This is a genomic window from Spirosoma luteolum (assembly GCF_054778875.1).
This window is the reverse complement of record NZ_BAAGZE010000003.1, coordinates 813,847-834,362: the sequence shown is the minus strand read 5'-3', so window position 1 is coordinate 834,362 and position 20,516 is coordinate 813,847. Positions and strand designations below refer to the sequence as shown.

General features: G+C 56.6%; 18 protein-coding genes. 7 read left to right on the top strand and 11 right to left on the bottom strand.

The window, feature by feature from the left end; genetic code table 11:
• The first annotated feature begins 10 nt into the window (after positions 1–10).
• The 4 genes from ACYVAC_RS06190 (at position 11) to ACYVAC_RS06175 (ending at position 6,137) form a co-directional block, all read left to right on the top strand.
• Positions 11–1,582 (top strand): flavin monoamine oxidase family protein, encoded by a 1,572-nt coding sequence (locus ACYVAC_RS06190; protein WP_461096728.1) that lies wholly within the window; start codon positions 11–13, stop codon positions 1,580–1,582.
• A gap of 5 nt (positions 1,583–1,587) precedes the next feature.
• Positions 1,588–2,583, top strand: a complete 996-nt coding sequence (locus tag ACYVAC_RS06185) for a hypothetical protein (RefSeq protein WP_461096727.1) — start codon at positions 1,588–1,590, stop codon at positions 2,581–2,583.
• 177 nt (positions 2,584–2,760) lie between these two features.
• The gene (locus ACYVAC_RS06180; RefSeq protein WP_461096726.1) at positions 2,761–3,969 is read left to right on the top strand and encodes an acetyl-CoA C-acetyltransferase; all 1,209 of its coding nucleotides are present in this window, start codon (positions 2,761–2,763) and stop codon (positions 3,967–3,969) included.
• Positions 3,970–3,983: 14 nt separating this feature from the next.
• Positions 3,984–6,137: a 3-hydroxyacyl-CoA dehydrogenase NAD-binding domain-containing protein gene (locus ACYVAC_RS06175; RefSeq protein WP_461096725.1), complete on the top strand. Its 2,154-nt coding sequence runs from the start codon at positions 3,984–3,986 to the stop codon at positions 6,135–6,137.
• 92 nt (positions 6,138–6,229) lie between these two features.
• Here the strand turns inward: ACYVAC_RS06175 and ACYVAC_RS06170 are convergent, their stop codons facing one another.
• Positions 6,230–7,147 (bottom strand): FKBP-type peptidyl-prolyl cis-trans isomerase, encoded by a 918-nt coding sequence (locus ACYVAC_RS06170; protein WP_461096724.1) that lies wholly within the window; start codon positions 7,145–7,147, stop codon positions 6,230–6,232.
• Positions 7,148–7,231: 84 nt separating this feature from the next.
• A complete protein-coding gene (locus ACYVAC_RS06165) occupies positions 7,232–8,263 on the bottom strand; it encodes a DHH family phosphoesterase (RefSeq protein WP_461096723.1) in 1,032 nt (343 codons plus the stop codon).
• Between the two features lie 140 nt (positions 8,264–8,403).
• On the opposite strand from ACYVAC_RS06165, the gene ACYVAC_RS06160 reads away from it, so the two are divergent.
• Positions 8,404–8,823 (top strand): nucleoside-diphosphate kinase, encoded by a 420-nt coding sequence (locus ACYVAC_RS06160; protein WP_461096722.1) that lies wholly within the window; start codon positions 8,404–8,406, stop codon positions 8,821–8,823.
• A gap of 49 nt (positions 8,824–8,872) precedes the next feature.
• Here ACYVAC_RS06160 and nth read toward each other — a convergent pair whose 3' ends face one another.
• The 5 genes from nth to ACYVAC_RS06135 form a co-directional block, all read right to left on the bottom strand.
• Positions 8,873–9,553 carry an endonuclease III gene (nth, locus tag ACYVAC_RS06155; RefSeq protein WP_461096721.1) on the bottom strand — a complete coding sequence of 227 codons (681 nt, stop codon included), beginning with the start codon at positions 9,551–9,553 and terminating at the stop codon, positions 8,873–8,875.
• 56 nt (positions 9,554–9,609) lie between these two features.
• Positions 9,610–9,861, bottom strand: coding sequence for a hypothetical protein (locus ACYVAC_RS06150; protein WP_461096720.1), 252 nt, complete (start codon positions 9,859–9,861; stop codon positions 9,610–9,612).
• Positions 9,836–10,435 (bottom strand): RNA polymerase sigma factor, encoded by a 600-nt coding sequence (locus ACYVAC_RS06145; protein ID WP_169550208.1) that lies wholly within the window; start codon positions 10,433–10,435, stop codon positions 9,836–9,838. Before ACYVAC_RS06145 ends, ACYVAC_RS06150 begins: the two co-directional genes overlap by 26 nt.
• 384 nt (positions 10,436–10,819) lie before the next feature.
• Positions 10,820–11,398 (bottom strand): D-sedoheptulose 7-phosphate isomerase, encoded by a 579-nt coding sequence (lpcA, locus tag ACYVAC_RS06140; protein ID WP_461096719.1) that lies wholly within the window; start codon positions 11,396–11,398, stop codon positions 10,820–10,822.
• An 84-nt stretch (positions 11,399–11,482) separates the two neighbouring features.
• A complete protein-coding gene (locus tag ACYVAC_RS06135; RefSeq protein WP_461096718.1) occupies positions 11,483–13,270 on the bottom strand; it encodes a hypothetical protein in 1,788 nt (595 codons plus the stop codon).
• Positions 13,271–13,408: 138 nt separating this feature from the next.
• Between ACYVAC_RS06135 and upp the strand changes: the two genes are divergently transcribed.
• Positions 13,409–14,056 (top strand): uracil phosphoribosyltransferase, encoded by a 648-nt coding sequence (gene upp, locus ACYVAC_RS06130; RefSeq protein ID WP_461096717.1) that lies wholly within the window; start codon positions 13,409–13,411, stop codon positions 14,054–14,056.
• A gap of 74 nt (positions 14,057–14,130) precedes the next feature.
• Here the strand turns inward: upp and ACYVAC_RS06125 are convergent, their stop codons facing one another.
• The 4 genes from ACYVAC_RS06125 to cysM all read right to left on the bottom strand — a co-directional run bounded on the left by ACYVAC_RS06125 (position 14,131) and on the right by cysM (position 19,645).
• Complete coding sequence (locus ACYVAC_RS06125) at positions 14,131–14,772, bottom strand: LolA family protein (protein WP_461096716.1); 642 nt, start codon at positions 14,770–14,772, stop codon at positions 14,131–14,133.
• Between the two features lie 113 nt (positions 14,773–14,885).
• Positions 14,886–17,492 carry an FtsK/SpoIIIE family DNA translocase gene (locus ACYVAC_RS06120; RefSeq protein ID WP_461096715.1) on the bottom strand — a complete coding sequence of 869 codons (2,607 nt, stop codon included), beginning with the start codon at positions 17,490–17,492 and terminating at the stop codon, positions 14,886–14,888.
• 183 nt (positions 17,493–17,675) lie between these two features.
• Positions 17,676–18,731, bottom strand: a complete 1,056-nt coding sequence (locus ACYVAC_RS06115) for a quinone-dependent dihydroorotate dehydrogenase (RefSeq protein ID WP_461096714.1) — start codon at positions 18,729–18,731, stop codon at positions 17,676–17,678.
• A gap of 26 nt (positions 18,732–18,757) precedes the next feature.
• Positions 18,758–19,645: a cysteine synthase CysM gene (gene cysM, locus ACYVAC_RS06110; RefSeq protein ID WP_461096713.1), complete on the bottom strand. Its 888-nt coding sequence runs from the start codon at positions 19,643–19,645 to the stop codon at positions 18,758–18,760.
• 261 nt (positions 19,646–19,906) lie between these two features.
• Between cysM and ACYVAC_RS06105 the strand changes: the two genes are divergently transcribed.
• Positions 19,907–20,362 carry a LytR/AlgR family response regulator transcription factor gene (locus tag ACYVAC_RS06105; protein ID WP_461096712.1) on the top strand — a complete coding sequence of 152 codons (456 nt, stop codon included), beginning with the start codon at positions 19,907–19,909 and terminating at the stop codon, positions 20,360–20,362.
• The last annotated feature ends 154 nt before the right edge of the window (positions 20,363–20,516 follow it).

The following is a 20,516-nucleotide window of genomic DNA, read 5'->3' as shown; positions in this document are numbered from 1 at the left end:
CCTCTCTTTTATGACGCGACGCGATTTCATTCACGCTACCTCGGCCAGCTACACCAGTATGCTGGCCTGGGGTATGCTTCAGTCGGCTCCCGCCCATGCATTAACCTTACCGGCCAATGGGCAGGGTACCGACGGTAAGGGCCGTAAGGTGGTTGTGCTGGGTGCCGGGCTGGCGGGTATGGCCACGGCCTACGAACTGGGTAAGCTTGGCTACGATTGTACCGTTCTCGAAGCCCGTAGCCGGTCGGGGGGGCGGGTCTGGACTATCCGGGGCGGAACCCACGAAACCGAGACAGGCGGCACGGCCCAGCACTGTACCTTTGCCGATGGCCTGTATTTCAACGGGGGGGCGGCCCGTATTCCGCACCATCACCAGCTAACGCTGCAGTACTGCCGCGAACTGGACGTGCCGCTACAGATCTTCAACGGCAACAACGAGGCTGCCTACCTGTACAACGATGGCGGCTCCGATGCGCTGGCCAACCGCCGGATTCGCATCAAGGAGTACCACAACGACATGCGGGGGTACACCTCGGAGCTGCTGGCCAAGGCCCTCGATCAGCATGCCCTCGATCAGGAACTGACCAAAGAGGATATCGAACGGCTGGTCGATTTTCTGAAGAATGAGGGTGACCTCAATACCGCGCACCTCTATAAAGGCACCAACCGCCGAGGCTACAAGAGCAAGGGTGAGCCAGGGGCAGGAACAACGCCCGGTGCGCTCACCGATCCCTACGGGCTGACCGATCTGCTGCGTTCGGGCTTTATGCAGCCGGTGTTCTACAACGTCGGTGATTATATCTACGAACAGCAAACCACGCTGCTGCAACCCGTGGGCGGTATGGATGCCATTCCAAAGGCGCTGGAAAAAAAACTGGGGCCCCGCATTCAGTTCAATGCGCCGGTCTCGGAACTGCGCAAGACTGAAAACGGGGTGCGGGTCGTGTATCAGAAAGAAGGCAAACCGCAGGAGCTGTTGGCCGAATTCTGCGTGTGTACCCTGCCCCTGCCGATGCTTAAAAACCTCGAGTCTGACCTGTCGGGAACGGTGAAGCGGGCGGCCGACTTCGTGCCCTACATCAAGACCGGCAAGATCGGTTTGCAGTTCAAGCGCCGGTTCTGGGAGGAGGACGACTGGATTTACGGGGGGATCTCCCGTACCAACATGGACATCAATCAGATCTGGTATCCGTCGTTTGGGTTTCAGGGCAAAAAAGGGGTGCTGATCGGTTACTACAATTTCTACGGCCGGGCCGAAGCCGTAGGGGCGCTGTCGGTGGCCGAGCGGGAAAAACTGGCGCTTACCCAGGGCGAAAAAATCCACCCACAGTATCCGGCCGAGTTCGACAACTCCTTCTCGCTGGCCTGGCACCGCGTACCCTACAGCGGTGGCGGCTGGGCTACCTACGACGATACCACTCGCCGTAAATATTACCCGGCGCTGCTCGAACCCGATGGAAACATTTACTTTGCCGGCGAACACACAACGTATCTGACCGCCTGGATGGCCGGGGCCTTTACATCGGCTCATCGGGCTGTCGAGGCTATTCATGCCCGGGTTGGGGCGTACACGAAAAAATAAAATCTATGAAACACAATCTGCTATCCCTGCTTCTTTTCCTGACCTGTGCCGTAGCCACCCAGTTTTTCAGCCAGCGTGTACAGGCGCAGACGGCCTCGACGGGCCTGACGGTCGACCAGGTAAAAGCCATCAAAGCCATCAAAATCGCGAACCTCGACAAAGACACGTATTTCAAGTCGGGAGGGTATATCCTGGATCGCTACGAAGAGCGGCCCGCCTACGTCTTTACCTATAGCGACGGCATTACCCGCAAAGTGTATCTCTATAAGGTTTTTGCGGCCGCCGACACCAAAGAACTGGGGCTGCTGGCGCTCTATCAGAACACCAAGACAAACGAAATCAAACCGTTCGTGATTCCCGGCGAATCGGCCGACCGCAAGGCCTGGGATGCTTATATCGACGACCTGAAATACGTAGGCGAGAAAGAGCCAGGGCTAATGTCGACGCTGACGTTTGTGCTGTCGCGCGAAATGGCGGCCCTGCTCAGTGGTGGGGCGGGCAAATCCGACGACGGTGGGGCCAAAAAGAAAGAAGAATATAATTTCTGTTTTGCCGCCGATGCGCCGGTGCTGCTGGCCAACGGTCTGACAGACCGCATTGGCAACCTGACACCCGGTACGCTGGTGCAGGGCATTGACCCGGCCACGCATGAGCCTGTACCCACGCGGGTGACGCGGATCGATACGCACCAGGGTTCGTTTGCACTGGCAGGCATATGGCTGGTGCCGGCGCAGGCCGTAACGGCGCAGGCAGGACCTACGACCCTGACGCCCGTACTGCTCGAAGCCACGGCCAACCATCCTGTGCTGACCCCCCACGGCCGTAAAGCGCTGGGTAGCGTACAGGCCGGCGAATCGCTTTACCGGCTCGAAAACGGGCACCTCGTTGCCTACCGGGTTGTCGGTACCCGGGCTGCCGTACGAACGGTCGACACCGTTTATAATCTCGTTACCGAAGCTGGTGCCTACACGGTCGACGGAACCGTTGTGCTGGACAAGTAAGCATACCACAAATCAGACAGGCGAGCCGCCGGTCGACCCATGGGTTGATCGGCGGCTCGCTTGTTTTTGTAGAATAATATAGCGAATAAAGGCAAATTCATTGTCTTCGTCGGTGAGAACGGCTACTTTTGTTCGATCGTAAACCGTATGCATGCATACTAATTTTGGTTTCTGCTTATGACAGATGCGTTCATTTATGACGCCGTTCGAACGCCCCGCGGCCGGGGCAAAAGCGATGGCGCTCTGCACGATGTGCAGCCGATTCAGCTCCTGACCAGCGTACTGCGCGACCTGCGCGATCGCAACCAGATCGATACGGCCCTGATCGACGATGTGATCATGGGCTGTGTAACGCCCATCGGTGAACAGGGGGCCGACATTGCCCGTACGGCGGTGCTCGAAGCAGGGTATGCCGAGTCGGTAGCGGGCGTACAGCTCAACCGATTCTGCTCGTCGGGGCTTGAAGCCATCAATATGGCCAGTGCTTATGTCATGTCGGGGCAGGTCGACGCCATCGTGGCCGGTGGCGTCGAGTCGATGTCGCGGGTGCCGATGGGTGCCGACGGTGGTGCCTTATTCATGAACCCGCAGATTGTGGCGCGGCACAACATCGTGCCGCAGGGTATTTCGGCCGATCTGATTGCGACCAAATACGGCTACAGCCGGACCGACGTCGATGCCTTTGCGGCAGAATCATACCGGCGGGCAGTGGAGGCTCAGGCGGCCAACCGCTTCCAGAAAACACTGATGCCCCTGCGCGACGAGCTCGGTCTGGTTCTGCTCGACCGCGACGAGGGGGTGCGCCCTGGCACCACGGCCGAAAGCCTGAGCAAACTGAAACCCGCTTTCGAAGGCATGGGAAAGATGGGCCTCGACGCGCTGGCTCTGCTCAAATACGCCGATCAGGCCCGCATCAACCACGTACACCACGCCGGCAACTCCTCGCAGATTGTCGACGGAGCAGCCGCCGTGCTGGTTGGTAGCCAGGCCTTCGGCAGCATGACCGGTCTGAAGCCCCGCGCCCGTATCAAAGCGTTTGCCATTGTCGGCTCCGAACCCACCATCATGCTTACAGGTCCCATTCCGGCCACGCGCAAGGTGCTGAAACGCGCCGGGCTGTCGATCAGCGACATTGATCTGTTCGAAGTAAACGAGGCCTTCGCTGCCATTCCGATGCTGTTTATGGATGAATTTGGTGTCGACCACAGCCAGCTCAACGTCAACGGTGGATCGATCGCACTGGGCCATCCGCTGGGAGCGACCGGCGCCATCATTTCGGCCACCCTAATTGACGAGCTGGAGCGATCGGACAAGCAGTTTGGCCTGTCGACGCTTTGCATCGGGGGCGGCATGGGTATCGCCACCATTTTTGAACGTGTGAACTAGCTCCCAACGACACCATGATACAGTACACAGTTGACCAGCAGGTAGCGGTCATTACCTGGGCCATGACCTCAGCGCCGATGAACGTGCTGAACGACGATTCGATTCCGGCGTTCGAAGCCGCGCTGGACCGGGCCTACGCCGACGAAACTATCAACGGCATCGTTATCACGTCGAGTAAACCCGAGTTTGTGGCGGGGGCCGATCTGAAGATGATTCTGCGCAGCAACGACAAAGAACCGGGCGAGATGCTCAAGGTATCGGCCGAACTAAACCGGGTGTTCCGGCGGCTCGAAACGGGCGGTAAACCTGTTGTAGCGGCCATCAACGGAACGGCGCTGGGCGGTGGCTACGAGATTTGTCTGGCCTGCCATCACCGCATAGCCCTCAATAACCCCAAAACGCTGATCGGGCTGGTGGAGGTGACGATTGGTCTGCTACCCGGTGCAGGGGGTACGCAGCGGCTGCCCCGCATGCTGGGTATGCAGGCAGCCCTGCCTCTGATTCTGGAAGGGCGTAAAGTGGGGGTGCAGGAAGCCCTGCAACTGGGTATGATCGATGCCATTGCCGATACCCCTGAGGCTATGCTGGCACAGGCCCATGCCTGGATTGCCGCCAATCCGAATCCGCTGAAGCCCTGGGATGAAATCGACCGCAAAACGGGCCGCATCGTCGGGAAAGATAACTTTAAAGTGCCCGGTGGGGCCGTACAGTCGCCGGTGGGTATTCAGACGTTCAGCGCCGGTACCGCTATGCTGATGGAGAAAACCCGCGGAAACTACCCGGCTCCGCTCGCGATCATGGCCTGCGTCTACGAAGGCCTGCAGGTCAATATCGACCGGGCACTGGCCATCGAAGCCCGGTATTTCGTCAAAGTCGCCACCTCGAAAGTTGCCCGCAGCCTGATCCAGATCATGTTTCTGGGCATGAACGAAGCCAACAAAGGCGCCAGCCGGCCGAAAGAGCAACCCAAAACAGAGGTTAAGAAAGTAGGGATTCTGGGGGCGGGTATGATGGGGGCTGGCATTGCCTACGTATCGGCGCAGGCCGGTATTCAGGTGGTGCTGAAAGACGTATCGGTCGAAGCGGCTGAAACCGGTAAGGCCTACACGCAGACGCTGCTGCAAAAAAGTGTCGAGCGCGGAAAAGTCGATCCGAAACGGGCCGAGGCAACGCTGCAGCTGATTCAGGCGACGGCCGATGCCGCCGATCTGCAGGGTTGCGACCTGATCATCGAAGCCGTTTTCGAGAACCGGGAGTTGAAAGCTCAGGTCACTCGTGAAGCCGAGCCTTACCTGACGGAAGGGGGCGTGATGGCGTCGAACACGTCGACATTACCCATTACCGGCCTGGCTGAAGCATCGGCCAACCCTGCCAATTTCATCGGTATCCACTTTTTTTCGCCCGTCGACAAAATGGCGCTGGTCGAAATTATTGTGGGCCAGCAGACGAGTGATTACGCGCTGGCCGTAGCTGTCGACTTTACCCGCAAGATTCGAAAGACACCCATTGTTGTCAACGACCGCCGTGGCTTCTATACGTCTCGTTGTTTCGGTACCTACTCGGCCGAAGGCATGACCATGCTGCGCGAAGGCATCAACCCGGTGCTGATCGAAAACGGCGGTAAAGATGCCGGCATGCCGGTTGGGCCGTTGGCCGTTACCGACGAAGTAGCGCTCGATCTGGCCTACAAGATTGCCAGTCAGAGCCTGCGCGATGGCGCCATCGGTGACGATGATGTCTCGTATCAGGTAACGGGCCAGTTCGTACGGCTGGGCCGCCCCGGCAAGAAGGGGAAAGCGGGTTTCTACGAGTATCCCGAAGGCGCGCCCAAACAGCTATGGTCGGGTCTGGCCGATCTGTTCCCGCTGGCCGAAGAGCAGCCAACGGTCGATGAGGTAAAAACCCGGCTGCTGTACCGGCAGGCGATCGAAGCCGTGCGCTGCTTCGAAGAAGGCGTAGTACGAACAAAACTCGATGGTGATCTTGGCTCGATTCTGGGCTGGGGCTTCCCGGCCTACACCGGGGGGGCGCTGTCGTTTGTCGACTTCGTCGGTATCGATACGTTCGTGCGCACCTGCGACCGGCTGGCCGATCAGTACGGCGAGCGATTCCGCCCAACCGAAGCGCTGCGAAGCCGGGTAGCTACGCCGGCGCCCGTTGCCGGGTAATGCAATAGCAACCCATCTTAACCAAAAAGGGACAGCCTGCCAGGCTGTCCCTTTTTGCTTAGGAAAAGATGTATGACCCGCTGGTCAGTGATTTACCGACCTGGTTGTTGGGGCATCTGCGGCATTTGCATAGGCTTGCCCTTCTGAATGTCGAGCAGCTCGATGTCGAACACCAGTACCGAGTTAGCCGGAATACCCTGGTTGCCGCGCGCGCCATAGGCCAGCGTCGACGGAATGATCAGGGTTGCTTTCTCGCCTTTGTGGAGTTTCATAACCCCTTCTTCCCAGCCAGGAATAACCATGCCGACACCCACTTTAAACTGGGCGGGTTTGCCCTGCGCCTGCGGATTAGTCATGTTGCTGTCGAATACTTTACCATCGAGCAGTTTACCGGTATAGTTGACCGATACATCGTCGCCGGCCGACGGCGTGGGACCGCTGCCGGGCTGGGTCACGACGTAGTAAACGCCCGACGCTGTTTTCTGCGCCTTGCCGGCCAGGCCGTTTTTCGTCAGGTAGTCGGCGATGATTTTGGCATCGATGCCTTTCTGCTTTTCGGCGTCGGCAATCTGGGCCTTTTTGTACTCATCTTCGGTCTGGATGTTAACCACCTTTACCGCAATACCGATGTCGGTACCTTTGGCAACGCCCGGAGGCAGGGGTTGCATGGCCCGAGTGAAGAGCGAGTCGGCGCTTACATAGAACGTAGCACTGTCGCCTTTGCCCAGCATCGTCAGTCCTTCTTCGTAGCTACCCTTGAACGGGGGCACCTGCAGCAGCATCTGGAACGGAGCACCTTCTTTGTGCGTATCGCGCAGCACCGAATCTTTACTGTTCAGCAGGGTCAGGTGCAGGGTCATGATGTCGCCTACTTTTCCTTTGCGGGGGCTGTCTGCCTGCTCGTGGATCTGGTATTTCAGGCCACTCTCGGTGACCTCGACACGGTTTTTACCGCAGGACGCGACAACGGCGACGAGGAGGGCGGCTTTCCCGAAGTTTTTAAAAGACATAATTGGTTTACTGGTTTACAGAACGGAAAAAGTGGTTGTTACGACCGGCTGCCGCACCCTGGGGTAGCGACGGCTGGTTCTGGGTTAGACAGTCGCCAGGAGTTTCTCCTGGTACTGGGGTAAAATGGCCAGCACCCGGGCTTCGGTTTCGGCCAGTGTTAGTTTGGAACGACCACCGGCTGCATTCCGGTGTCCACCCCCGTTAAAATGCGTACTGACCAGGTCGCGCACCGAGAAATCGCCGACCGACCGGAACGACAGTCGAATTTCTTCGACCCGGTCGATCAGAATGGCGGCCATTACCACCCCTTCAACGGCCAGGGCATAGTTGACCATGCCTTCGGTATCGCCGGTCTTTGAGCGATAGGCCCGTAGCTCGGCGTCGGTAAGCGTGATGTACGCAAAGCGGTATTCAGGTAGTACCCTGAGCTTCTCGTTGAGCACATAGCCCAGCAGCCGAAACTTATCGATGGTGACGTTATCGAAAATGCGCCGGTGAATGCTGCTCACATCGATGCCCAGATCGACCAGCGCACCCGCAATGCGGTGTACGGTGCCGGTGGTATTGGAATGGCGGAACGAACCCGTATCGGTCATCAGGCCGGAGTACAGGCATTCGGCAATGGGTACATCGATCAGGTCGCGGTCGCCCAGCTCGTCGATCAGCCGGAAAATCAGTTCGGCCGTTGCCGCTGCTTTAGGGTCCCAGAGGGCCAGATCGGCAAACGATTCCGGTTCGAGGTGATGATCGATAAGTACTTTACGGGCCCGCGACTGCCGCACCATCGGCCCTAGATCGCGGATGCGGTCAAGCGCAGAAAAGTCTAGGCAGAAGATGATATCAGCGTCGGCAACCTGCTGCGCAATCGACACCCGCAGCTTTTCCTCGAAGGCAATCACACCGTCGTTGCCTGTCATCCAGTGAAGGCTCTGCGGATACTCGGTAGGGGTGATAACCGTTACGTGGAGACCTTTTTTGCGGAGATACCCGGCCAGTCCCAGCGACGAGCCCATGGCGTCGGCATCGGGATTTTGGTGGGTGGTAATCAGCACAGTTTGTGCCGAACCGGCCGTCGGTTCGTTGATCAACCGGCCAATTGCATCAATATCTTGCATATAAAAAGGGCCGTAGCCCTAATCGAAACCCAAAAGTACAAATAATTCGGATACGACCGGGTTCAGCCGAAGCGGTGGCTTTCTGACCGAATCTGCCTACCTTTGCGGCCAAATAATATTTGGAGACAGAAACTGCAGCCATGGCAACGAACCGCACGTTCACTATGATTAAGCCCGACGCCGTATCGGACGGGCACACGGGAGCAATCATCCGCATGATCGAGGAAGCTGGCTTCCGGATCGTAGCGATCAAAAAGACGCAGCTTACTCCCGAGCGCGCCGGTCAATTCTACGCGGTACACCGCGAACGGCCGTTCTACAACGACCTTCGTACCTATATGTCGTCGGGTGCTATCGTGCCGATGATTCTGGAAAAAGAAAACGCAGTGGCCGACTTCCGGAAACTCATTGGTGCCACCAACCCGGCCCAGGCTGAAGAAGGTACGATCCGGAAACTGTATGCCCGGTCGATCGAAGCCAATGCCATTCACGGCTCGGATTCGGACGAAAACGCCGAAATCGAAGGCAACTTCTTCTTTGCCGCTACCGAGCAGTTCTAACGAGCTTACGTACGCACAGCGCTGCCTGACCCGGGATTGTACCCGCCGGTCAGGCAGCGCTGTTTTTGGCCGGTTTGGCTGGCAGGGGGCGCGTCTGCTTTTCGTAATACTTGCAGAACGTCCGTAGCGCGCACAGCTCACATTTGGGTGATCGGGCCAGGCACACGTAGCGCCCGTGCAAAATCAGCCAGTGATGGGCCTTGGGAATATACTGTTTGGGGATGTGGGTCATTAACGCTTTTTCGACCGCCAGCGGGGTTGTGGCCGTGAGGGGGGCGAGGCCCAGTCGGTGCGATACCCGAAACACGTGCGTGTCTACGGCCATAGTTGGCTCGTTGAACACAACCGACAGAATAACGTGGGCGGTCTTGCGGCCCACGCCCGGCAGTGTTTGCAACTCCGTAAGCGAGGCCGGAATGTCGCCCCCGAAGCGCTCGAGCAGGGCGTTGGCCATTCCCACCAGGTGTTTGGCTTTGTTGTTAGGGTACGAAACGCTCCGGATATACGAAAAGACCTCATCAACCGAAGCCGCAGCCAGCGACTCGGGTTCGGGAAAACGAGCAAACAGCGCCGGCGTAATTTGATTGATCCGCTTGTCGGTGCACTGTGCCGACAGAATAACCGCTACCAGCAGTTCAAAGGGGTTGCTGTAGTTCAGCTCCGTTTCCGGTTCGGGATAATGTTCGGTGAAGTAGGCGATAAACTGCCGGAACCGCTCTTTCTTAAGCATACAGATTCAGCCCGGGTGGTTTCACCCGGGCTTACAAACAGAAACCCACTAACCAGCTACGCGTTGCGCAATCGGGTTGGTGGGTTCGATGGGTGATTTCGGGAATACGCTAAAATGGCATCGACTGCAGACGGTCGGGGCTGCCGTTCGATTCGATTCATCAGGGCGCGCATCTCCAGCGCGTCGAGGAAGAATGTCATCAGTTCCGGCTCGGCCATCAGGGCCTCTTCAATGAGGATGTTTTCCTCCGCAGAGGTTTCCTCATAGACATACCGGATTACATCATCTTGGGTAAATGTTTTTATCATAACTCGGCGAACGTTTGCTCAGTTGCTTGCGCAGATTGATCAGCGCGTAGCGCATACGTCCCAAAGCTGTGTTGATGCTCACGCCGGTCGCATCGGCAATTTCCTGGAAACTCATTTCCTCGTAATGCCGCATAATGAGCACCTGACGTTGCTGCTCCGGCAGGCGCTGGATCAGCTCGCGCAGGTGTTCGTGCGTTTCCTGCCGAATCTGCATCGACTCAACCGAGTCTTCTGCAAATTCAAGCGTATTAAACACACTGCTCCCGTCTTCAAACACCACACTGGGGTAGCGCTTATCCTTGCGGAAATAGTCAATAGCCAAGTTGTGAGCGATCCGGATGATCCAGGGGAGAAACTTACCTTCCTCGTTGTATTTACCCGACTTGATGGTGTCTACGGCTTTGATGAACGTATCCTGCATCAGGTCCTCGGCCACATACTGATCTTTAACGATCAGATAGATGGTTGTGTAAATCTTCGACTTGTGCCGCTGCACGAGCTTAGCGAAGGCTTTTTCATTACCACGGATATACAGGGAAATCAACTCACTGTCGTTTACCTGGGCTTTTTCCATTTTCAGTAAGACTAATAGGTAACGTAGAGCCGTGTTTCGATAGTGTGCGTAGCGTTTAGGTTTTTAGAAATTTTAAGAAGAGCAAGAGTCAAAATAAGCATTTTACCGACTCATTTGCAAATTCATCTCGCAAATAATTTGCCAGAAAAAAAAATAACCATAAAAAATTTGGGTTTCGCGGAAGGTAAAGCCAGAATCCGCTTAATGGGTTTAATAAAGGCTTATTCGAAGAATGATTTGTACTTACGTTAGCCTTTGGGGTTTAGATTCCCTAAAATGGCGGAACGTTTAAGCAGCTATAAAATTTTTTTACCGTATGATAAAACTACGCAAAAATAGTGACTTGCTGGTGACATCGAGCTCCCGTTTCCCGGTAATTTATCCTTATACGACGTTGAGCTTCTTTTCGATCAGCAGGATAAATAAGTGAATAATTTTAATGTGTATCTCCTGAATTCGGTCGGCATAGCCAAAGTGAGGAACCCGGATCTCAATGTCGGCCTGACCGGCCAGTTTACCACCGTCTTTACCTGTCAGCAGCACAACCCGCATGTTTTTCTGGCGGGCGGCTTCTACCGCACGGATAATGTTGGCTGAGTTGCCGCTCGTACTTAACCCTAACAGTACATCGCCTGCGTTACCCAGCCCTTCGACAAAGCGTGAAAACACATGGTCGTAGCCGAAATCATTGCTGACGCAGGAGATGTGACTTACGTCGGAGATGGCAATGGCGGCCAGCGCCCGCCGGTTATCGCGGTAGCGACCCGAGAGTTCTTCGGCAAAGTGCATGGCATCGCAGTGGGAGCCGCCATTGCCGCACGATATAACTTTACCGCCCGTTTGCAGCGCGTCGGCCATAAGGGTTGCTGCCGCTTCGATAGCACTCAGATTGGCTGGCTCGGCCAGAAAAGCATCGAGCACCGTGCGTGCTTCGGTTAACTCACTACGAATAAGGTCAAGCATCAATGGGTTGATCAAGTAAGGCACAAAGTTGCCGGTTTACCCGCTACCGTGCAAACGACCATCCCAACAGACCAGTTGGCGAAATCAGAAAACGAGGCTACGGTAGGGCAAATTCCAGCGAACAGCAACGCTGGCCAGCTTGTCGGTATAGGTGTCCGGGCGGTATTGGCTATCCTGATAGCGGTAAAACAGGCGACCTTCCAGAAACAGGTTATGCCGCACCATGTACGAAGCCCGTACATCGGCGTAGGTCGCCACCGTCTTGCGCCCCTGCCCGATAAAATTACCTTCGTCGCGGAAACGACTGTTGTAGTCGAGTAGAATATTGCCGCCATAGTTACGGCCCGGCGGGTCGGTGCCGTAGAGCATAAGGCCAAAGGTACCGGTGCCCGACAGCCGTTTGTTCTGATAGCGAACAATGCCGAGCCCTTCCATGAAGTTAGCCCCGAGAGGATGCGCCAGGGGTTGGCTGTAATGCGCGTAGTTGCCCTGTCCGGCGGTGGCAACTGTCGACGTGAAGTGCGAATAGGTGAAGGGCCGCGCCAGATTGAATTCGAGTTGCAGGTCGAGGTTAGGCACGTTTAATACGTCGATGTACTTGGCACCCAGCTGGAAGGCAAATTTGTTTGTCCAGGAGCCCTTGCCTGACAGTACATCGGCAAGCCGGAATTCGTCGAGCAAAAGCTGGGTGTAGAGCAGGAAATGCGTTTGCAGATTGGCTTTGAAGTCGATGCCCAGCATCGCATTGTCGGCGCTGCCGCGGTACGACTCTACGTAGCGGTAGAAAATAATCGGGTTCAGGTAGTTGATGTCGAAGCGGTCGCGGCTGAATACTTCGCCCTCAAAAACGCCCAGATTGAGCTTGGGTGAGAGGTTGATGCTCAGGTGGTGCATAGCTGCAAACTTCTGCGGAATCAGTTCGCTACTTACAGCCGGCGCCCGTTCGGTATTCTGTAGTTCGGTAAAGAGATTCGTGTACTGGATGTTTTTACCGAAGCGCGTGGTCAGTTTCAGGAACAGGTAGGGGGCACTGTTGTCGGACAGAAATAGCGACCGGAACCCGTTGCCAATGAAATTACGGTCGTGCCCGAACTGCAGGTTAATGATCTTGGCGATGTTGAGCGTGAAGTAGCCGCGGGCAGAGATAAAGTCGGTACCGTTGGTGCCGAAGGGCTTGGTAAAGGCTTCGCCCGGCGCATAGCCCGTTGTTTGTCCCGACCGCAGGTAAAGCCGCGACTGATCATTGACGTAGTAGGGATAGAATACCTGGTTATCGGCGAAGAAGGTGTAGAAGCCTACTTTTTTGCCGATCGTGCCCCGCAGCTCGACACCCCGGGTGTTGATGAAGTTTTTGCGGAAACCCTCGTCCGAAGCGCCTTCGGGGAGGCCGGTTACCTGTTCGGCGCCAATGCCGAAGTTAAAGACCGGACTGGCGTGCAGATCGAAATCGGGTGTTTGCAGCGAATAAAGATCGCCCTTCTTGCGGTACAGCACCCCAAAGAGCGGATTCCGGCTGTCGCCCGGGGCAGGGGGGGCTTTCAGATGACGGGTAAACAGGTCACGCCGAACAGAATCAGTGACGGGGTCGGGCACCCACTCCCAGCTATCGTCGCGGAGGTAGTTGACATTGAAGTAGTCGGTATCCGAGAAGTCGCGGCCGGGTCGGGCCAGCAGACTGTCGGTTAGCTGAATGACACTCTGGCGGGTGTAGGGTTTGGTTGTGGAGTGAAACCCATCGGCCCAGCGTCCCTGCCTGATTTCGAGCCGATCGATAATATGGTAGTAATCCGCGTTGAGAGGAAGGTAAGGGCTTTGAGCATTTGCCGCCAGCGACAGCAGAAAAAGCCAGAAAACGTAGAGTCTTGTGCGCATACAAAATCGTTGACCTTAGCCACACAACAGCCCACGGCAATTGGTTTGATAAGGGTACGGGAATGGGTCAAATTAGGGAATTGGTTTGGATATACGCCAACCCGGGGGCTAATTTACGCCGAATCACCACTGGCTCCCATGTTTGTTTTTGCGCAGCAGCCTTCGCTGGCCAATCAGTTTATCGCCGAACTCCGCGACGTAACCTTACAGAAAGACCGGCTGCGGTTTCGCCGGAATCTGGAGCGGCTGGGCGAGCTGATGGCCTACGAGATTTCGAAAGAAATGCCCCACCACTGGGTCGATGTACCTACCCCGCTTGGCACGTCTACTACGCAACTGCTTCGTCAGCAGCCTGTTCTGGCTACCATTCTGCGGGCTGGCCTGCCCTTCTATCAAGGTTTTGCCAATTATTTCGACGGGGCTGAAAATGCATTCGCGGGGGCTTACCGGGGCTATAGCCTGGCCGACTCCGACGATTTCGAGATTGCTATGGATTACATCGTGGCGCCCGACCTGAGCGGCAAAACGCTGATCCTGTGCGACCCTATGCTGGCCACCGGCCGTTCGCTCGAAAAAGTGTATCATGCCATGCTGCGCTACGGCATTCCGGCGCAGACGCATGTGGCGGCCGTACTGGCCAGTCCGGAGGGCGTGCGTTACGTACAGCAGCGATTACCCCAGTGTCATCTCTGGCTGGGCGCCATCGACGATCATCTCAACGAACATTACTACATCGTACCCGGCCTGGGCGACGCGGGCGATCTGGCCTTCGGCCCAAAAGTGTAGGCGCTGATTGGCAGGCCGTTGTGGTTTACGGACTGGCAAACGGGCCATACATCCGTAAACCACAACGGGTCGGTTTACCGCAGATCCACCACTTCTACACCGGGATACTTCGACTTGTCGAACGTGAAGAACGAGTCGGCCACGTTGATGTCGGGCGTAAAACTGGTAATGGTATAGGTCGTTCGTTTTCCGTCTTTGGTAACAACCTGCCAGTTGCGAGCCGATTTGTCGGCTTTATCGACCGAGATCTGCAGGCTGGTGATATTGCTTTTCGCTTTTGTCGGGGTCAGTTCAATGACGTCGACGGTACGGCCCCCCTGGCTTTGCTCCTTCAGAAACCGGTAAGTAAACCCGTGCTTGTAGACCGAATAAATCTGTGTCGGGTTAAACTCACTACTGGCCCCGGCTTCATAATCCTGCACATTTACTTCGTTGGTTTCCTTGCTGTAGGTGGCCATTGTTTTACCATCGGTAAAGACTTCCTGACCGCCTGTTTTCAGGCGGAACTTGTTTCCCTTTACGGTCAGGTCGCCTTTATACGTTTCGGCGGGTCCACCGCCCTTGCTGCTGTAGGTAAAGGCTGCCTGATACGATTTGAGTGATTTGTATTTCTTGCTCATGGCATCGAGAATGGTCTGAGCGCGCTGGTCTTTCTGAGCTAGTGCCGGCATGGTTAAGAAAAGTGCCATACCGACCATCCAGAGGGAGGTTTTCATAACAGATTGGTTGATTGTCAAAACAGGTACAGGCAACCGGGAGACCTGTGTGGTTCCGATTGCCTGTTGATTAGACCAGCTAATGCCGATAAAGTTTAAGAAACAGTGCTGGCTTACTCGCCCTTGAGCCGTTTGAGCATTTCTTCCAGTTGCTGCAGGTCGTGAACCAGTACTTCACGGGCTTTGCTGCCCTCAAACGCCCCTACAATTTTGGCCGCTTCGAGCTGGTCGATCAGCCGCCCGGCGCGGTTGTAGCCAAGTTTCAGCTTGCGCTGAATGAGCGACGTACTACCCTGCTGGTGAATAACGATCAGTCGGGCAGCCTCATCGAACATGGGATCGCGGTTGTCGAGGTCGACATCTTTATCGTCATTCTGCCCACCATCATCGCCCACAAACTCGGGCAGGTGGTACGCATCGTCGTAGCCCCGCTGGTTGCCTACAAACTCACAGATGTCCTCGATTTCGTTTGTGTCGACAAACGGACACTGCAGGCGGATGATGTCGGAATTCGACGACAGCAGCATGTCGCCCATGCCCACCAGCTGCTCGGCTCCACCCGCATCGAGAATGGTACGCGAGTCGATTTTCGAGGTAACTTTAAACGAAAGCCGGGCCGGGAAGTTTGCTTTGATCAGACCGGTGATGACGTTGACCGATGGCCGCTGGGTGGCCACGACGAGGTGGATGCCAATGGCGCGGGCCAGCTGAGCGAGCCGGGCAATGGGCTGTTCAACTTCCTTGCCGGCAGTCATCATAAGATCAGCCAGCTCGTCGATGATAAGCACAATGTAAGGCAGGTAGCGGTGTCCCTTTTCGGGGTTGAGCCGCCGGCGCACAAACTTGGCGTTGTATTCTTTCAGGTTACGACAGCCTGCTTCCTTGAGCAGGTTGTAGCGGTTGTCCATCTCGATACAGAGCGAGTTCAGTGTGTTCACCACTTTCTTCGTGTCGGTGATGATTGGCTCTTCCGAATCAGGAAGTTTGGCCAGAAAATGCCGCTCCAGTTTGTTAAACAGGGTCAACTCCACCTTCTTCGGGTCGACCAGCACCAGTTTCAACTGCGAGGGGTGCTTTTTGTAGATCAGCGAGGTCAGCAGCACGTTCAGCCCCACCGACTTACCCTGTCCGGTTGCCCCGGCCATCAGCAAGTGAGGCATTTTGGCGAGGTCGGCCACATAAATCTCGTTGGAGATCGTTTTCCCCAGCACGATGGGCAGGTCGAACTTGCTGTTGGAAAATACGTCGCTCGTAATCACCGACCGCATCGAAACCATTTCGCGGTTTTTGTTGGGCACCTCGATGCCGATTGTTCCCATGCCCGGCATAGGCGCAATAATCCGGATACCGAGAGCAGCCAGGTTGAGGGCAATATCGTCTTCGAGACTCTTGATTTTCGAGATACGAACGCCCTCGGCCGGCACAATCTCGTAGAGCGTAACGGTGGGTCCGATGGATGCCTGAATGGAGTCGATCCGGATACCGAAGTTACGCAGGGTATTTTCGATTTTTTCCTTGTTGGCCGTCAGCTCATCGTCCGATACCTGTGCTTTCCGATTGTTCTGGTAGTCGGTGAGCAGTTCATTGGTGGGATACTGGTACTGGGGCAGATCGAGGGTGGAGTCGTAGAGACCATGCCGCGCAACGAGGTCATCGTCTCCAAACGCATCGGGCTCAAAGACGGGGCTGGGATTCTGCCCCCCTTCGTCTGGGTCAGCCTGGTCGTCGACGGGTTCAATCCGGCTCTTGATGGTCAGGGGTACGCCAACGGTGGCGATGGGCTCTGGCTCGGCAGGCGCCGGGGGGGCAGGTGGTACCGGGTCGGGTTGAGTAACAACCGGCGATACCGCTGGTTCGACTTCTTCATCGTACCGGCTGGCGACGGGAGGCATCGGCTCCAGCGGGCGGGTACCCGTCATAGGCACCGAATCGGCCACCGCTTCGGCGGGTTCGTCGTCGTCGTCGTCGGCATAGTGATGCAGGGTGGCGTCGGTTTTAGGGTTGAACAGCGCCCCCCGCAGGTTCGGCAGCCGGATCGTCCGGATGTCGACGAAATAAACCAGGAACAGGAATAACCCGAAGCCGACAAAGGCCAGACTACCCCAGCCAAACAAGCTGTAAAGGGCCGAATTGACTTCAAAACCAATACCTCCGCACCAGACACTGGCTGTCTCGGCCGAATCGGTAACCAGCACGATATAACCCAGTATGAGGCTGCTCCAGACGGCGGCAAAAAGCAGCCCGATGGTAGCCCGGCGCAGGGGAACCGGTTCGGTGCCGGTGGTCAGTTTGAAACCCGCCAGAAACATAATGACTGGTAACGCCACGGCGCCCACGCCGAACCAGCGGAACACAAAAACATGGGCTACGTAGGCGCCCACGAGGCCCGCCCAGTTGCGCGTTTCGCTGCCCGATTCGGCCAGCGGTTCCGAAAAAGCCGTACCAACAACGCTCTGATCCGCGGCACCCGTGGTCAGGTACGAAATAAACGCAACCAGCAGACCGCCCGCCAGCAGCATCAGCATGACACCCAGGGCCAGAATCGACCGGCGGTCGCTGAGCCAGCGGTCGATGGAGCCGGCCAGGTTGAAGGCTGGTCTTGGACGGGGGGGCGTGGCTGGACGGGCTTCGCGGTTGGGACGGGGTGTATTGGTACGTACCCGTTCTTGAGCAGGCTGGCGGAACGTGTTAGAGCGGGATGACGTTGTCGGCTGTGCCATGGGATAGGGGGGAGGCTGTAAGCGGCAAGGGTAAATTTCCCAAAAATTTACCGAATAACGGTACTAATAAACGGGGAACGGCATAAAAGTGATGCCCCGGGCAGGCTGCCGGGGCAAGGGTTAACGGCTTGGCGCTGGCAGTCAGCCTGTCGGCTCTCGCAACCGCCACCGGGGTTATCTGCATCAGGCCGACCGATCGTTCAGCAACGCCCGGTTGATCCGGCGGGCCAGCCCTGGCCCTTCGTAGATGAAACTGGTATAAACCTGCACCAGACTGGCCCCAGCCGCCAGCTTTTCGCGGGCATCGGCCGCCGTAGCAATACCACCAACGCCGATTATAGGAAAGCTTCCGCCCGAACGGGTGTGCAGGTAGCGGATAACCTCGGTGGCGCGCTCGCGTAGCGGCTGGCCACTGACCCCGCCAGCACCCATCTGCTCGACAGTGGTAGCCGGCGTTGTCAGGTTGGCGCGGCTGGTGGTAGTATTGGTCGCGATAACGCCGGCAATGCCGGTATCGGCCACAATGGCAATGATATCGTCGAGTTGCCCGTCGGTGAGATCGGGCGCAATTTTAAGCAGGATGGGTTTAGGCGTGGCTTTAGCCCGATTTTCGGTCTGGAGAGCCGTAAGCAGCTGGGTAAGCGGCTCGCGCTCCTGCAGATCGCGCAGCCCGGGCGTGTTGGGTGAGCTGACATTGACAACGAAATAATCGACCGTATCGAACAGGGCGCGAAAGCCCAGCTGATAGTCGGCCAGCGCCTGTTCGTTGGGTGTGTCTTTGTTTTTGCCGATGTTGCCGCCAATAATGACCCGGCGGTTTCCGCGTTGCCGGCTAAAAGTGCTGAGTCGGCTGGCGGCCGGTTCGGCACCTTTGTTGTTAAATCCCATGCGGTTAATGAGCCCTCCATCGGCTTTGAGCCGAAACAGGCGCGGGCGTGGATTGCCGGGCTGCGGGCGGGGGGTAACCGTACCGATCTCAACGAAGCCAAAACCCAGATCGCTCAACTCGCTCACCAGTTCCGCATTTTTGTCGAAGCCGGCAGCCATGCCAACCGGGTTAGGAAAGGTCAGGCCAAAGACCGTGCGGGCCAGCCGCGGATCGTCGACCACGTAGAGCCGGCGGCTGAGGGCCGATACACCCGGCAGGGCGAAAGCCAGCTTTAGCAGCGACGTAACGAAGTGGTGAATGGTTTCGGCGTCGAACCGAAAGAGCAACGGCAGGATAATACGCTTATACATGCCGCAAAGGTACGCGCCCCGGTGGCTTACCCGAATAAATCGGATGAGAGATAACGGTCGCCCCGGTCGCAGATAATGCAGACGATCAGGGCGTGCTCGACCCCCTGTGCAGCCAGTTCGTTGGCCAGTTGCAAGGCGGCCCAGGTGGTGCCGCCACTGCTCATGCCCGCAAAAACACCCTCGACGCCGGCCAACTGGCGGGTTGTCTGGGTGGCATCCTGCTCCGAAACCTCAATAATGCGATCGACGCGGGACGGATCAAAAATCCGGGGCAGGTACTCGACCGGCCATTTCCGGATACCAGGAATCGAGGAACCGTCGGTAGGCTGGCAACCGACAATCTGTACATCGGGGTTCTGTTCCTTCAGATACCGCGATGTGCCCATGATGGTACCGGTGGTACCCATCGATGAGACGAAATGGGTGACCTTGCCGGCTGTATCGCGCCAGATCTCGGGGCCGGTGGTGCGGTAGTGGGCCAGGTAATTATCGGGGTTGGCGAACTGATTCAGCATTACGTAGCCTTCGTCGCGCACCTTGGCTTCGGCATAGTCGCGCGCTCCCTCAATCGTGGGCGTCAGGGTAACCGTAGCACCGAAGGCTTCCATGGTTAACACGCGCTCGCGCGTTGAATTTTCGGGCATGACCAGTTCGATCGGGATGTTGTAAAGCCGGGCGATCATGGCAAGGGCAATGCCAGTATTACCGCTGGTTGCTTCGACCAGGCGCGAATCAGGCTTTATCTCGCCCCGATCGAGGGCGCCCTGAATCATGCTGGCCGCAGCCCGGTCTTTAACACTGCCGCCGGGGTTGTTGCCTTCGAGTTTGGCCAGAATTCGGATGTTGGCGTGAGGATTGAGTCGGTTGAGTTCAACCATTGGCGTGTTGCCAACGAGTTCGAGCAGGGTTGCCATACAAAAAAACAAACGCTTATAGACGCGTAAAGACGATGTTCCACTAAGGCAGAAACTACCGATTAAGTTCGATGGCCGGGCGCATTGAGGGGCAGTCGGCCGGTGTTGCCGCCCACTCAGAATGGGCGAATCTTTTACAAATTCGTAATGCGTTGGTGCCGGAAATTATGTAGACTTGCTGTCGAATTGAACGGAGTAACTGGGTGGTAACTATATCGCCAGCTTCGTCAATTTCATTCCACACCTTAGTTTACATATCGTATGAAAGCTGTTCGAAACACGGAGAACCATCCGTTGACCAGTGCTGGTGTTGAGCAAATTGCCCGTCAGTTTGCCATGCCCGATCTCACACTTCCCTTCTGGCGTTTCCGCCGGAAGATGCCGGCCCACCGCATTGTGCGGCTCGAAGGCGAAGGTAATTACACGGTTTTTCACTTTGCCGATGGCAGCACCCTGATGGTGTCGCTGACGCTGAAGAAAATGCAGAGCCGTCTGTCGCCAAAGGTGTTTGTGCGCCTGCACAAGAAAAATATCATCAACCTGCTTTACCTAAACGAAATTCTGCCCGAGTATGCCGGAGCTGGTCGGCCACAGCTGACGGTGAGTCTGGTCAATGGCGATCGCGTTGATGTATCGCGCCGGAAAGCCAGTCAGTTTATCCGGCAGGTGCATGGGTTCCGACGCGAAGTCGAGGAACTGACAACGGCTGTTGCCTGAGCACACAAAGTAAAACGACCGGGCCGGCTGAGCCCCGCAACGTGCGGGGCTCAGCCGGCCCGGTCGTTTGCGGTTGTTCAGCCGGGTAATGCGTTGACGATAGATCAGAAACGTGTTTACCTTTGTGGTCTGACCGCGCTAAACCCCGGTTCGG

Coding starts and splice junctions, on each gene's coding strand:
- ACYVAC_RS06190 (WP_461096728.1), top strand. CDS start 11: ATGACGCGACGCGATTTCATTCACGCTACCTCGGCCAGCTACACCAGT.
- ACYVAC_RS06185 (WP_461096727.1), top strand. CDS start 1,588: ATGAAACACAATCTGCTATCCCTGCTTCTTTTCCTGACCTGTGCCGTA.
- ACYVAC_RS06180 (WP_461096726.1), top strand. CDS start 2,761: ATGACAGATGCGTTCATTTATGACGCCGTTCGAACGCCCCGCGGCCGG.
- ACYVAC_RS06175 (WP_461096725.1), top strand. CDS start 3,984: ATGATACAGTACACAGTTGACCAGCAGGTAGCGGTCATTACCTGGGCC.
- ACYVAC_RS06170 (WP_461096724.1), bottom strand. CDS start 7,147: ATGTCTTTTAAAAACTTCGGGAAAGCCGCCCTCCTCGTCGCCGTTGTC.
- ACYVAC_RS06165 (WP_461096723.1), bottom strand. CDS start 8,263: ATGCAAGATATTGATGCAATTGGCCGGTTGATCAACGAACCGACGGCC.
- ACYVAC_RS06160 (WP_461096722.1), top strand. CDS start 8,404: ATGGCAACGAACCGCACGTTCACTATGATTAAGCCCGACGCCGTATCG.
- nth (WP_461096721.1), bottom strand. CDS start 9,553: ATGCTTAAGAAAGAGCGGTTCCGGCAGTTTATCGCCTACTTCACCGAA.
- ACYVAC_RS06150 (WP_461096720.1), bottom strand. CDS start 9,861: ATGATAAAAACATTTACCCAAGATGATGTAATCCGGTATGTCTATGAG.
- ACYVAC_RS06145 (WP_169550208.1), bottom strand. CDS start 10,435: ATGGAAAAAGCCCAGGTAAACGACAGTGAGTTGATTTCCCTGTATATC.
- lpcA (WP_461096719.1), bottom strand. CDS start 11,398: ATGCTTGACCTTATTCGTAGTGAGTTAACCGAAGCACGCACGGTGCTC.
- ACYVAC_RS06135 (WP_461096718.1), bottom strand. CDS start 13,270: ATGCGCACAAGACTCTACGTTTTCTGGCTTTTTCTGCTGTCGCTGGCG.
- upp (WP_461096717.1), top strand. CDS start 13,409: ATGTTTGTTTTTGCGCAGCAGCCTTCGCTGGCCAATCAGTTTATCGCC.
- ACYVAC_RS06125 (WP_461096716.1), bottom strand. CDS start 14,772: ATGAAAACCTCCCTCTGGATGGTCGGTATGGCACTTTTCTTAACCATG.
- ACYVAC_RS06120 (WP_461096715.1), bottom strand. CDS start 17,492: ATGGCACAGCCGACAACGTCATCCCGCTCTAACACGTTCCGCCAGCCT.
- ACYVAC_RS06115 (WP_461096714.1), bottom strand. CDS start 18,731: ATGTATAAGCGTATTATCCTGCCGTTGCTCTTTCGGTTCGACGCCGAA.
- cysM (WP_461096713.1), bottom strand. CDS start 19,645: ATGGCAACCCTGCTCGAACTCGTTGGCAACACGCCAATGGTTGAACTC.
- ACYVAC_RS06105 (WP_461096712.1), top strand. CDS start 19,907: ATGAAAGCTGTTCGAAACACGGAGAACCATCCGTTGACCAGTGCTGGT.